Raw genomic sequence first — 13,084 nt, 5'->3', positions numbered from 1 at the left:
GATATAGCGGCCGAAGACGGCCGGTCATGGATGATGGAGGAGAAGACGTGACCACAAATCTATTTGGAAAGATACCCGATATTAGCCGTCGTTCGCTGTTGGCCGGAACGGTCGCCGCCGGCGGCCTGGCCCTGCTGCCGGCAACGGCGCGGGCTCAGGCCCCGCAACCGAGATCCGGCGGCACTCTGAGGGCCGTGATGCCGTTCAACCCCGCCGCGCTCGACCCGCTGACGGGCCGCAACAATCCCGATTTCAACGCCCTTCTCCTGATGTTCGACGCGCTGATCGGCTTTGATCCGCAGACGCTCGAACTGCAGCCGATGCTGGCCACCTCCTGGAAATTCACGGACCCGACGACGCTGGTTCTCGAACTGCGCCAGGGCGTCGAGTTCCATGATGGAACGCCCTTCAATGCCGAGGCGGTGGTCTTCCACCTGCAGCGCTGCAGCACCTACGACCGCTCGAACGTGAAATCGGACCTTGCCGTCGTCGACAAGGTCGAGGCCACCGGGCCGTATCAGGTTTCGATGAAGCTGAAATATCCGGACGCCACCCTGCCTGCGATCCTGACCGATCGCGCCGGCCTCATCGTGTCGCCCGCTTCGGTCAAGGCTGCCGCCGGCGGCAATGTCGATCGCACGCCTGTCGGCACCGGGCCGTTCAAGTTCGTCGAATGGCAGGACAACACCCTGATCAAGGTCGTGAAAAACGCCAACTACTGGGGTGAAAAGCCCTATCTCGACGGCGTCGACATGCGCATCGTCAACGAGTTCAATACGGCCGTCCGTACGGTGACCGCGGGTGAATCCGATATCGTTCTCAACATGAGCGCGCAGCAGATGGCTGTGGCCAAGCGTGACCCGAAGCTGATCGCCGAAGCGACGCCCTCGATGATCTACTACACCGCCTTCCTGAATTACGGTGAGGGGCCGCTGAAGGACGTTCGCGTTCGGCAGGCCATGAACTGGGCGCTCGACCGGCCGGTGCTCAATCAGGTCCTGTGGGGCGGTCTCGGCGGCGGACATTGCAGCATGTTCCCTTCGGGCTTCTGGGCCAACGATCCCGCGACCGAAAACTATTACAAGCTGGACCTCGACCGCGCCAAGTCGCTGCTGAAGGCGGCAGGTTTCGCAAACGGCATCGAGATCGCCACCTTCACCTGGGCCGACCAGGCGGCGGTGCAGCGTCAGGAAGTCCTGGGCGCCCAGCTTGCCGAGGCGGGCATCCGGCTGAAGGTCACTCCGGCGCAGCCGGCGCAGACGATGCAATACTTCCTCACCGAGAAGAAGGGTCAGATGCTGATGACCCCGACCGGCGGTCTTCCGGATCCGGCAACGGCCTACGATCGCCAGTTCTCGGCAACGGCCTACCGCAACGCGGCCAAGATCGAGCTGCCCGGCTATCGCGAACTGATGGATGCGTCGATGAACACGTTCGACAATGCCAAACGCAAGGACGTGCTCCACAAGATGCAGCGTTTCGTGCTGGAAAACGCGCTGCACCTGCCGCAGTTCTCGTCTGCCGGCATCATCATTCGCACGCCGAAGGTGCACGGCTTCAATTTCAGCCTGCTGCAGCGCCCGCGCTTCCACAAGGTGTGGATGGAGGCCTGAGCCCAAGCGATGCGATCCCCGATGCGACCATCGCGCCGGGGATCGCCCGGAACTGGAGCGCTGCGGTTTCGCCCGTGCCGCCCCCTACATCGGAAGGCAGTATTCTGCGCGTCCGGTGTTCCCGCGCCGGCCCCGAATTGGCTGGCGTCAATTGCGGATTGACGGAGTATCGATGATGTACGGCGTCCCCGGGATGGTTGCGCAAAGGCTCATGCAGCTGGTGCCCGTGATGATTGTGGCCACCTTCGTGGTGTTTTCCCTCGTCTACATGATGCCTGGCGACCCGGCCATGATGATCGCGGGCGACTATGCGACGGCGGAACGGATCGCGGAAATCCGCCAGATCTACGGATTCGACCGTCCGATGCTGGTGCAATATTTCTTCTGGCTGGGAAATGCCCTGCAGGGCGATCTCGGCCATTCACTGTTCTCGAACGAATCCGTCCTGCGGTTGATCCTTTCGCGCCTGCCGCACACGGTCCTGCTGGTGCTCTATGCGCTGGTTCTCGGCGCCGCACTCGGCATTCCCCTCGGCATTCTTGCCGCGACGCGCCAGGGCACCACGCTCGACAAGATCATCACCAGCGTCGCCTCGCTCGGTGTCGCGGTGCCCAATTTCTGGCTCGGCATCATTCTGGTGACGCTCTTTTCACTCGGTTACCGCTGGTTCCCGGCGACCGGCGCGGTGTCCGTCTTCGAAAAACCGCTGGAGTCGCTCTATTACGCAACCCTTCCGGCGGTAGCACTCTCCACCGGCGTGGTCGCGGTTCTGGCGAGGCAGGTGCGCAGCGCGCTGCTCGAAGTGTTGGGATCGCAATATATTCGCACGCTACGCGCCAAGGGGCTTGGTTCCGGCGCCATCCTTTGGAAGCACGGGCTGCGCAACGTGGCGGCGACGATGCTGACAATTGCCGGCTTGCAGGTGAACCGGCTGTTTTCCAGCGCCGTCATCATCGAGGCCGTCTTCGCCATCCCCGGCGTCGGCAACCTCATCAGCTATTCGGCGCTCAACAAGGATTTCCCGGTGGTGCAGGGTGTGGCGCTGGTGCTGGTGCTGGTGGTGATCCTCACCAATCTCCTGGTCGACGTGCTCAACGCGACTTTCGATCCCAGAGTGGCAGCCTCCACATGACCGATACGAACATGACCGCGATCACCCAAACCGCTGCCGCGCCGGTTTCCCGACAGACCCTTCCGCCTCCCGTCCGCTTCCGCTTCTGGGCTTGGCTGTGGGCCGACAAGCGGGCGCTGATCAGCCTTGCCTACCTCTCCGTCCTGGTTCTGGCGGCGATCTTCGCGCCGGTGATCGCGCCCTATGCGCCCAACAAGCAGAACCTGATGGACCTTCTGGCGCCGCCGAGCGGTGCGCACTGGCTCGGCACCGACGACCTTGGCCGCGATACGCTGAGCCGGCTGATATACGGTTCCTACAACGCGCTTTATGCCGCAAGCCTCGCAGTCGGCATCGGCGTGGCGATCGGCTTGCCGCTCGGGGTCTTCATTGGTTTTGTCGGCGGCTGGGTCGATCAGGTCGGCAGCCGCATCATCGATGGGGTCCTTGCCTTTCCGCCGCTCGTGCTGGCCGTCGCCGTCACCGGCGCGCTCGGCATAGGCCTCACCAATGCGATGATCGCCGTCGGCTTCGCCTTCGCGCCGGTGCTTGCCCGGACGATGCGGGCGCAGACGCTGGTGGTGAAGAACGCCCTTTATGTCGAGGCCGCGACCGGTTTCGGTGCATCGCGACTGCACCTGATCCTGCGCCATATCCTGCCCAATGCCATTCAGCCTGTCATCGTCGAGGTGACACTGATGCTGGCCGTGGCGCTTCTGGCGGAGGCTGGATTGAGCTTCCTGTCGCTCGGCGTCCAGCCCCCTGAGTCGAGCTGGGGCGGCATGCTGGCGCGCGCCTACCACTATGTCGAGGTTGCGCCCGAACAGATGTATGCGCCGGGTTTCGCCATCCTGTTCACGGCGCTCGCCTTCAACACGCTCGGCGAATCGATCCGCGTGCTCCTCGATCCGACCATCAAGCGCCGGTAATTCCCGATTTTAGAGCAGATCCTGTTCAATCCGGGTCATATCCGGCAGGTCCTTGCGATCTTGTCTTGTCGACGTCATCGACGAAGTCTTCGTTCGGCTTTGCGCCTTCCAAAAGCCGTCAGTCCCCACGGCTTGTAAATGGAAAGCAGGAGAGGAATGAGAAGCACGATCAACCCTGCCGCAGAATGGACTACGACCGAAAGCTGAATTCGCCTCAGTTCTGGGGGAAAAGGGAGTCTCGCAACACTGGCATCAGCCAGGCTGGCAATCCCTGGCAGCTGTGCAAGGAGAACCGCTAGAATAGCTATGGAAATTACCAGCTTGGCGAGCACCCACCAATGATCGAGTAGTCGCCACGGGGTGAAGAGTGCTTGAATGATGCCAAGCAGCAGCGCCGAGCCAAGAAGGGGGACGATAACGACCAAGGTGATCAAGTCCATCGATGGATAAACACCTGAGAACAACTCCGATTCTGACGTCACCAGCCCTGTTCCCGCCAAAGCCAAAAAGGTGGCGACGGAGCCTATTGAACCTACCGAGGTAGCGACGTGAAGAACCAGGGCTGCCTTTCGAACATGCGGACTGAAGAGCATCTGAATCCTTTGAGTGGGCGTGAGCGATAACCCCTCCTGCTTGCTGGCTATCGGGAGCGGGCGTAATATTCGGTGACACGTTGTCCAGGATGGGATCAACGAACAGAATGCGCAGAATGAAGTTTTTTGGACACTTGGCTGCGAATGACCAGTGGAGGACGCATGCAGGCTCCAATTCGGGACCGGCGGATCAACCGTACCCGCACCACCCTTCAACACGCGCTGAAAAGCCTCATTCACTCCAGGGGCTACGAAAATGTGACAGTCAATGACATCTGCACGGAGGCGAACGTCGCGCGCTCGACCTTTTACCTGCATTTCACCGGCAAAGATGATCTCAAACGAAGCGTGTTCGAGCACCTGCTCAACGAAATCGAAAGGCAACGTCCAATTGGCTCAAACATCCCCTTCGACTTTGTCGAACCGATTTTCCAGCATGCCCGCAATCACTACGGCTCTTACAAAGCCCTCCGGCGCGGACGAGGAAGAACAATTGCTCTGGCCCGAATAGATCAAATATTTGGAGACCTCCTTCGAAAGCAGATTCATACCTCGGATGTCTCTGCAGAGGAGAGCTTTATTCCTCAGCCGATGATCGTCGCGTTCTTCACCGGAAGCTTTATGGCCCTGCTTATCTGGTGGCTAGATTCCGGAGCACGAATAGCGCCAGAGCAAATGGCGTCGATGTATCGCCGTCTCGCCTGTGCCGAACTCCCACAGCTCAAGTAGCTTACAAATCTGTAAAGCTTGGGAAAGGTGAGTGACAACGGAGCAATCTAGATGCGAAACAGCCCGGCCTCGCGGTCGGGCTGTTTCGTCGCGTCTATCGTATCTTGGTATGCGGATCACGCGGTCTGGTCGAGCCAGACGCGATGGAAGCGCGGCGAGTGCAGCCGGTCGTATCGGAAGTCCTTGACCTTCTTGTTGCGGATCGACATGGCGGCCGAGGTCACCAGCGGCAGGTGCAGGGCCTGCTCCACGACGAAGCGCTGGAGCGCGGCAAATGCCTTCTTGCGTTCGCCGGCATCGGCCGAAGTACCTGTCGCGGTGAGCAGCTTGCGGAACTGGGGATCTTCCACCTTGCCTGCGTTGAACTGGCCGGTCGCTCCGAACAGCCGCTCGTAGGTCTGGCTCGGGTCGAGCCAGCCGCCCTGCGGGTTGAGGATCATCGCGCCCTGGCCCTCGATGTAGAAGCGCTGGTTGACCACCTGAGGGGGCGAGGGGGTGACCTTGAGGCGGATGCCGACCTGTTCGAGCTGGTTGCCGACCAGTTCCATGCGCTGCATCGACGTCTGGTCCGGCCAGCTCCAGGTTTCGACTTCCAGGCCCTTCGGATAGCCGGCCTCCGCCAGCAGGCTGCGCGCCTTGTTCGGATCGTGCTTGTAGAAATGCGCCGTGTCGCCATCCACCGCCCAGAAATCCTTGGGAAACATGGTCGAGGTCGGCTCGCCGAGGCCGAGCATCAGGACTTGGTTCAGTTCGTCGCGATTGATGGCGTAGTTCATCGCCTGCCGGACCCGGAGGTCGTTGAGCGGCGGCTTGGCGAAATTCATCATCAGGGTGAAGAAGATCATCGAAGGGTTGGCTTCGGCCGTCAGGTCCTGCACCCGGCGGGCGGTGGCGATCTGCTGCGCGGCCATGTTGAGCGCGAGATCGGTTTCACCGGCCGTCACCGTGCGCGCGGCGGTGTTCAGCTCGTTGATGATGCGGAAGTTGATGCCGTCGAGATAGGGCAGGCCCGGCTGCCAGTAGTTCGGGTTCTTCTCGACACGGATCAGGTCGTTGTCGCGCCACTCGGCGAACTTGAACGGTCCGGTGCCGACGGGATTGCGATCGACATTGCCGTCGGCGGCCGCCTTGATGGAGGCGGGCGAGACGATGCAGCCGACACGGCCGGTCAGGATGGTCGGTAGCGAATAGTTCGGCTGCTTCAGCTTGATCGTCACCTGGCTCGGGCCGGTGACCGCCACAGACGCGACCGAAACCAGGTCCGATTTCACGTTGGAACGCGGATCGTTGATGAAGCGGTCGAGATTGAACTTCACGGCCTCGGCGCTAAAAGGCGTGCCGTCATGGAATTTCACGCCATCGACAAGGTTGAGCACCAGCGTCGTCGGATCGGTGAAGGTCCAGTCCTTGGCCAGCATCGGCTTCAGCTCGATCGTCGCCGGATCGAAGGCGATCAGCGCGTCGAACAACGCATAAAGCGCGTTGAAATCCGGCACGTTGCGCCCGGTCATCGGGTCGAGTGCGGCTGGGTTGAACGGCATGGCGATGCGCAAGGTGCCGCCCGGTTTGGCCTGCGGCGTCTGGGCGAACATCTGTCCGGGCAGCAGCATCGCGCCTCCCAGCGCTGCGCCGGACGCCAGAAGCGTTCTACGGTTGATCCTGCTGTCATGGATGATCGACGGCACGCCGTCCTTCGTCTTGCTCATCTCCGGGCTCCTCCCCAATGAAACAAACTGATGAAACAAACTCATGCCGACAAGGTTGGTGATGCATACATCGCACCCGCGATTCGGCTTCCTCCTCCCGAATTGCGGCAACCTGCCGTAGGGGAAACCTACAGCAGGAGGATATCAATGTATACTTTTGTATTCGGTTTTGCCGCAACACGACTTCCTTCCAACCGGCTCGTATGCCATGATTATACGGGAGGCTGTGATTGTGCGGCCGTTGTGTCCTTAGCTGTTCCGGTGCCCGTTTTGGCGCCGTGATCGTGAGGCGCGCGGCTGCCTGTTGCGGAAAGTGGAGGAGAGACCATGGGTGCGTTCGAGCATTCCCGTATCTACGATTACGTCATCGTGGGCGGTGGCACGGCAGGCTGCGTTCTGGCCAACCGGCTGTCTGCGGACCCGACGGTCGAGGTGCTGATGATCGAGGGCGGCGGCGAGGGGCGCGGCTTCTACGTCGACATGCCGCTCGGTCTCGCCCATCTCATCGGCAGGCCCCAATATGACTGGCTCTACAAGGGCGAGCCCGAACCCTACCTCAACGGCCGTCAGCTCGCCCTGCCGCGCGGAAAAATGCTCGGGGGCAGTTCCGCGATCAATGGCCTCATCTATGTGCGCGGCCATGCCTATGACTACGATCAATGGGCGCAGCTCGGCAATCGTGGCTGGTCCTGGGAAAGCGTGCTGCCCTATTTCAAGCGCTCCGAAACGTTCCATCGGGCCGGTTCCGAGGCGCACGGCACCGAGGGTGAATGGGCGGTTTCCGATCCCAATGTGCGCTGGGAGGCCCTGGAAGCCTATCGCCAGGCGGCGATCGAGCAGGGTCTTCCCGCTGCCGACGACTATAATTCCGGCGACAACGAAGGCGTGGCCTTCTTCGTCGCCACCATCAAGAACGGCGTGCGCCATTCCACCGCCCGCGCATTTCTGGAACCTGTCCGCAACCGCCGCAACCTGACCGTCGTGACCGGCGCTCTCGTCGACAGGATCACCCTCGAGGGCAGCCAAGCGAGCGGAGTCGTGTTCAGCCTGGATGGCCGGAACCACGAGGCGAAAGCGGGGCGGGAAGTCATTCTGTCGGCCGGTGCCTATAGCTCGCCGGCCATCCTCGAACGCTCCGGCATTGGCGCTCCGGACGTGCTCGCATCAGCGGGAATAGAGGTGCTGCACGCATTGCCGGGTGTCGGCGAAAACCTGCAGGACCACTGGCACATCAGGGTACAGCACCGGCTTCGCAATACCCACACGCTGAATACCCGCGCCGGAACGCGGTTCGGCCGGATGCTGCTCGGCATGCAGTATCTTGCGACCAAACGCGGGCCGCTTGGCGGCTCGCCGACGCTGTTGGGCGCCTTCCTCAAGACCACGCCGGATGCGCCGGCGCCGGAAATCCAGATCCACGTCTCCGGCGCCACCTCGCCGAGTTTCGGCGGCGCCATGCATCCGTTCCCCGGCATCACCTCGTCTGCCTGCATCCTGCGGCCGGCAAGCCGCGGCTATTGCCATGTTGGGGGCAGGGACCCTTCGGCTCAGCCGCGCATCCTGCACAATTTCCTGAAGGAGGAGGCCGACCGCGAAATCCTGATCCGGTCGATCGAAGCGGTCCGGAGGATCGCTGCGAGCCCCGCCATGGCGCCTTTCGAGCCGGAGGAAATCGCGCCGACCGCAGCCGTGCAGTCGCAAGACGAAATGCTCGACTACGCGCGCCAAACCCTCAACACCACCTTTCACCCGGTCGGCACCTGCAAGATGGGCCGCGACCGCATGGCGGTGGTCGACGATCGGCTGCGCGTTCACGGTATCACCGGGCTGCGCGTCGTCGACGCCTCGATCATGCCGACCATCGTCTCCGGCAATACCCAGGCCCCGACCGTGATGATCGCGGAAAAGGCGGCGGATTTCATCCGCGAGGAAAGGCTGGGACTCGAGGAAAAGATGGGGACGCAGGCGGCGTGAGGCCGCACACATGAAAGCAGCACAGATGTCAACGATGAGCGAGACGCATAAGAAGATGGCTAGATTCGACACCGCCGGGGCGATCGATTGCGACGTCCACCCGCCGACACCGCGTCGCGCCGACCTGCTTCCCTATCTCGATGACTACTGGCAGGAGATGGTGACGTCACGCGAAGTCGACGTGCTGGAACTGATGGGGTATCCGGAGCGCACCCGCCCCTATATGCGACCGGACTGGACATGGAGCGGTGATCCGCTCGCGCAGGTGCAGAAGAACCTGCTCGACCCGCTGGGTCTCGGAGGCGCCATCCTCAATGTGGTTTCAGGCGCCCACGCCCTGTTCGATCCCTACCTCGCAGCCGCGATATGCCGCGCCACCAACGACTGGCTCGCCGACAAGTGGCTGAGCCGCGACAGCCGGCTCAGGGCATCGATGCTGGTGCCGTTCCAGAATGTCGAGGCCGCGGTCGAGGAGATCGAGCGCAGGGCCGACGACAGGCGTTTCGTGCAGGTCCTGACGCTTGCGATGACCGAGCTGCCGCTCGGCCGCCGCACCTATTGGCCGATCTACGAGGCGGCGGAGAAACACGGCCTGCCGATCGGCATTCATGCGGGATCGAATTTCCGCCATGCGCCGAGCCATAGCGGCTTCCATTCCTTCCTGATCGAGGACCATGTGGTTCAGCCGCAGGGTTTCTCCACCCAGGTCGCGAGCCTGATTTCCGAGGGCGTCTTCGTCAAATACCCGAAGCTGAAGGCCGTGATGATCGAGTCCGGCGTCACCTGGATGCCGGCGCTGATGTGGCGCATGAGCAAGGACTGGCGCGGCACCCGCATCGAGGTACCGTGGGTCAAGGACGCGCCGGCCGATATCATCCGCAGGCATATCCGCATGACGTCGCAGCCCTTCGACGGGCCTGACGACGTCGAGGACGTCGCCAGGACGCTCGACCATTTGCTCAGCGATGATATGCTGCTGTTCTCCTCGGACTATCCCCATTGGCATTTCGAGGGGCTGGACGTGCTGCCCGAGGGCCTGCCGGAAGCGAAGGTGAACAAGATCCTTCGCGACAACGTTCTCGCCACCTATCCGAGATTTGGAGGCTGATCCCTATGGAAACCCCGGTACTCGAACGTAGCTCCGAAAAATCCCAGATGCAGGGCGTGGTGGATTGCGACGTGCATCCGGCTTTCTCCCGGCCGGACCAGTTGCTCGACTACCTGCCCGAACGCTGGAAAACGCATGTGCGGGATTTCGCGGTGCGCACGGCAAACCCCTTGCTCGGCACGCTGCCCTATCCGCGCATGACGCCGGGCAACGGCATGCGCCGCGATTCCTGGCCTCCGAACGGCGGCCCGCCAGCCTCCGATCTGGCATTCCTGCGGCAACAGCTGCTCGAAGAGTGCAACATCGACTACGGCATCCTGCAGCCGCTCGCAGCCGGCAGCGTCGCCTTCAACCAGGAGCTTGGCGCCGCGCTTTGCGCTGCCCTCAACGACTGGCAGATCGACAAGTTCGCCGGCCCGGAACCGCGCCTGAAGGCTTCCATCTGCCTGCCCCAGGAAGACGCCAGAGAATCGGTTGCCGAGATCGACCGGCGGGTCACCGACCGCCGCTTCGTGCAGATCGCCATGCCGCCGCGCACGCTGGAGCCCTGTGGCCGCCGCCGCTATTGGCCGATCTATGAGGCGGCCGAGCATTACGGCCTGCCGATCGGGCTGCACACCAGCGCCTTCGGCTACCGCCCGAATACGCCGTCCGGCTGGAGCTCGTTTTATCTGGAGGAGCACTACGCAGCCTCCAACAGCCTCCAGACCGTGCTCTCCAGCATGATCCTCGAAGGCGTGTTCGAACAATTCCCGAAGCTGAAGATCGTGCTCGTCGAAGGCGGGTTCTCGTGGCTGCCGTCACTCGTCTGGCGGCTCGACCGGGAATGGAAGCGCATGCGCGACGAGGTTCCGCATGTGAAGCGCAAGCCGTCCGAATATGTGCGCGAGAATTTCTGGTACACCACCCAGCCGATCGAGGAGCCGGAGAACAACCGGCATCTCCTCGATATCCTGCGCTGGATCGGCACCGACCGGCTGATGTTCTCGACCGACTATCCGCACTGGGATTTCGACGATCCGCGTTTTGCCTTCAAGGTGCCGCTGACGCCTGCCGAGCGCTCCGCGATCTTCCGCGACAACGCGGTGGGATTGTTCGGCCTGAAATAAGCTCGGCAGAGAACCCGATTCCGAACAGCGCCCGGCAACTTGCCGCGTCGTGCGTGGGGTCAACAAGGCTCGCGGCGTCAACAGGGCGAAAGTCTGGTTCAATGGCGCCTGAAACGACAAAAGCGCGCCAAAAAGCGCGCTTTTGTTGAAAATGGCCTCCCCGGGCCGCGGCCACTAATCGGGCTTGGTCTCCGGCTCCAGCAGCTTCGGGATATCGTTGACATGGATCAGCATGGATCTGCCGATCTTCTTCGCAACGCCTATGCGGCGAGCCTTCTCCATATTGTACGCGGGGCAAGCGTGACGCCGGCCGATGCCTTGATACGTTCGGAAATCTGCTGGGGCGACATCAGCCCGTCGAGTAGGCCGGGAGTTTGGTCTTCTGCCATGCAACACCTTTTTCCAACGAAAACACAGATATGCCGTCGGCAAGGTTGCCGACAACGTTGCCGATGTCTCCTCTGTGGTGGTGGCGCTGGTGAGGCGTTATTAGAAAGCTATTCAGCGTTTTGGCGCGGCCAAGCGTGTCGAGCGTCACGAATAACCACCCAGAGCCAACAGAAGTGCGCCTGCCGCGATTATGGCTAGGCCTGGCCAGTTTTTCGATATTCCCAGGTACCTGAGGCCCTGGCGCCGTGGCTCAAGCGTGCCGCCGCCTTGCGGCATTCGATGCGGATCACTCGGTCTTCGACCAAGTGCAGACGAAAAGAGAAGAAGAAGTCCGCCGATTATTAGGGCGGCACCGATCAGGATTGCCCACATGGTAATCTCCGCTAGCGTCAATGTGGATTAAACCAGAACCAAACTTGATCGTTCCTCTTTGTCAAAACTCACTTCGGGCCGGTTCGCCTATCTCATTAAAAAGCCCTCTCCCGGACAAGGGAGAGGGCGTCGCGCCGGTCCGCCCTAGAGGCTGCCGGAATTATCTTCATCGATTTCGAACGGCAATGGTCCTGGCGAAAGGCTGCGTGATCCGGCCTAGCGCCTGCGGTAGCGCGGCGACCGGTAAACCGTTCGATCGCGGGGAGGCGCCTCATCTGGGGCTAAGGATTTGCTGGTGGCAGCATATTCTTGAAATAGCTGTAGGCCGTTTGAACCCACTCCGCGCCCGGCACCTTTCCCATAATCGGTATCGCCTGACTAGCGGTGTAGATCAATGCGCCAAGGACGGCGACGGCGACCGTTTTTCGAGCTTGTGATACCATCTCCTTCCCGAGGGATAGGAGTGGTTTTGAGATCGCCGACCAAACGTTTTCAAGAGTGCGGACAAGTGAAAGCACATCCCGTTTGTCTGGATTTGGCTTATCGGTTGCCCATTGGCTCACGGTTTCGAGGGCATCCGCGACGGAAGGATCAACAGCCCCGGATTTCGCCACCTCTCTCGCGAGAGCCTTAGCGCTCTCAGCGACAGTGGCCACCGAAGGAAAATCGAGATCTACGGACAGCGCATTCTCACAAAAGGACCGCCACTGTGGAAACTGCGCCAGTGCCCGGAAAACGGTCTCGATATGGCCGAGCATTAGGCCTGCTTGACCGCCGGAGAGTTCGTCTAACTCTGCGTTGACCAGCCTATTACAAATCTGGGCGCGAGAGCCGATCTGGACAATGTTCGCGCGTGACTCTAAGGCTGACTGAAGTCGGATAAAGCCATCCTTGAGCCGTGGCGATGCATTTGAGTTGCCAACATCTTCGTTGAGGTAGGCGCCTTGTTCAATAGCATTCTCTAGGGCGGCACGCGCTAAATCCTCCTCCCCGGGATGTAGAAGCAGCGGCTGGTCTATTACGGTCAGCATGTCATTTCTGAAGCCGAATGCGAATGACGCCGTTTTTTGCCCCGGAATAGCCTCGAGCATCTCAACAGGGGAAAGTTGGCTCAACCCAATTCTCAGCCCATTCACGAGGTTAGAGAAGCCACTCACATCGAATCGCTGAGGAGACATGCTCAAAGGTGGACTTGCGATTGTGAAGTCTTGGAGATCTCGGATAAGCCGTTCAAGACCAGCCACGTCTGCCTCGCGAAGTGCATCGACCTTCGCGAGTTGTCTTCGAACCTCATCCCGCAGGGCGAAGAATGGCTGGGCTTTGATGTTGGTGCGAACTAGTGGCTCTCGGTAGGAGAGTGCGCTCTTCTCGAGTCGATTGAGCCTTCTATCAATCTCGGTGAGCAGGTTGAAGAGTTTCGTCGCCTTCATTTTGCTCCCCGCAATCATAG

Annotated in this window: 12 protein-coding genes; 7 read left to right on the top strand and 5 right to left on the bottom strand. The window is 61.2% G+C overall.

The genetic code is table 11. The features are described 5' to 3' along the window. Positions 1 to 47 precede the first annotated feature (47 nt). From C5J24_RS16325 to C5J24_RS16315, 3 genes are all read left to right on the top strand, one after another. On the top strand, positions 48 to 1,613 hold the full coding sequence (locus C5J24_RS16325; RefSeq protein WP_105419316.1) for an ABC transporter substrate-binding protein: 1,566 nt from the start codon (positions 48 to 50) through the stop codon (positions 1,611 to 1,613). A gap of 172 nt (positions 1,614 to 1,785) precedes the next feature. Next, positions 1,786 to 2,745: an ABC transporter permease gene (locus C5J24_RS16320; protein ID WP_046636899.1), complete on the top strand. Its 960-nt coding sequence runs from the start codon at positions 1,786 to 1,788 to the stop codon at positions 2,743 to 2,745. Beyond that, positions 2,742 to 3,653 (top strand): ABC transporter permease, encoded by a 912-nt coding sequence (locus tag C5J24_RS16315; protein ID WP_105419314.1) that lies wholly within the window; start codon positions 2,742 to 2,744, stop codon positions 3,651 to 3,653. Before C5J24_RS16320 ends, C5J24_RS16315 begins: the two co-directional genes overlap by 4 nt. A gap of 74 nt (positions 3,654 to 3,727) precedes the next feature. Here the strand turns inward: C5J24_RS16315 and C5J24_RS16310 are convergent, their stop codons facing one another. Further along, a complete protein-coding gene (locus C5J24_RS16310; protein ID WP_172724017.1) occupies positions 3,728 to 4,093 on the bottom strand; it encodes a hypothetical protein in 366 nt (121 codons plus the stop codon). Between the two features lie 315 nt (positions 4,094 to 4,408). Here C5J24_RS16310 and C5J24_RS16305 point away from each other — a divergent pair, with 315 nt between their 5' ends. Beyond that, the gene (locus tag C5J24_RS16305) at positions 4,409 to 4,975 is read left to right on the top strand and encodes a TetR/AcrR family transcriptional regulator (RefSeq protein WP_172724016.1); all 567 of its coding nucleotides are present in this window, start codon (positions 4,409 to 4,411) and stop codon (positions 4,973 to 4,975) included. Between the two features lie 116 nt (positions 4,976 to 5,091). On the opposite strand, the gene C5J24_RS16300 is transcribed toward C5J24_RS16305, so the two are convergent. Beyond that, positions 5,092 to 6,681 (bottom strand): ABC transporter substrate-binding protein, encoded by a 1,590-nt coding sequence (locus C5J24_RS16300; RefSeq protein WP_105419309.1) that lies wholly within the window; start codon positions 6,679 to 6,681, stop codon positions 5,092 to 5,094. 327 nt (positions 6,682 to 7,008) lie between these two features. Here C5J24_RS16300 and C5J24_RS16295 point away from each other — a divergent pair, with 327 nt between their 5' ends. The 3 genes from C5J24_RS16295 to C5J24_RS16285 are packed head-to-tail and all read left to right on the top strand — an operon-like array spanning position 7,009 to position 10,872. Then, positions 7,009 to 8,655 carry a GMC family oxidoreductase gene (locus C5J24_RS16295; RefSeq protein ID WP_105419308.1) on the top strand — a complete coding sequence of 549 codons (1,647 nt, stop codon included), beginning with the start codon at positions 7,009 to 7,011 and terminating at the stop codon, positions 8,653 to 8,655. 34 nt (positions 8,656 to 8,689) lie between these two features. Further along, on the top strand, positions 8,690 to 9,763 hold the full coding sequence (locus C5J24_RS16290) for an amidohydrolase family protein (protein WP_105419637.1): 1,074 nt from the start codon (positions 8,690 to 8,692) through the stop codon (positions 9,761 to 9,763). Between the two features lie 5 nt (positions 9,764 to 9,768). After that, positions 9,769 to 10,872 carry an amidohydrolase family protein gene (locus C5J24_RS16285; RefSeq protein ID WP_105419306.1) on the top strand — a complete coding sequence of 368 codons (1,104 nt, stop codon included), beginning with the start codon at positions 9,769 to 9,771 and terminating at the stop codon, positions 10,870 to 10,872. Positions 10,873 to 11,221: 349 nt separating this feature from the next. On the opposite strand, the gene C5J24_RS31940 is transcribed toward C5J24_RS16285, so the two are convergent. From C5J24_RS31940 to C5J24_RS16275, 3 genes are all read right to left on the bottom strand, one after another. After that, the gene (locus C5J24_RS31940; RefSeq protein WP_172724015.1) at positions 11,222 to 11,410 is read right to left on the bottom strand and encodes a hypothetical protein; all 189 of its coding nucleotides are present in this window, start codon (positions 11,408 to 11,410) and stop codon (positions 11,222 to 11,224) included. After that, positions 11,407 to 11,634: a hypothetical protein gene (locus tag C5J24_RS32380; RefSeq protein WP_105401167.1), complete on the bottom strand. Its 228-nt coding sequence runs from the start codon at positions 11,632 to 11,634 to the stop codon at positions 11,407 to 11,409. Before C5J24_RS32380 ends, C5J24_RS31940 begins: the two co-directional genes overlap by 4 nt. 281 nt (positions 11,635 to 11,915) lie before the next feature. Further along, the gene (locus tag C5J24_RS16275; protein WP_172724014.1) at positions 11,916 to 13,064 is read right to left on the bottom strand and encodes a hypothetical protein; all 1,149 of its coding nucleotides are present in this window, start codon (positions 13,062 to 13,064) and stop codon (positions 11,916 to 11,918) included. Between the last annotated feature and the right edge of the window lie 20 nt (positions 13,065 to 13,084).

Origin of the sequence: Neorhizobium sp. T25_27 (assembly GCF_002968565.1) — a bacterium.
Taxonomy (GTDB): Bacteria; Pseudomonadota; Alphaproteobacteria; order Rhizobiales; family Rhizobiaceae; genus Neorhizobium; species Neorhizobium tomejilense.
This window is presented reverse-complemented; position numbering and strand designations above follow the sequence as displayed.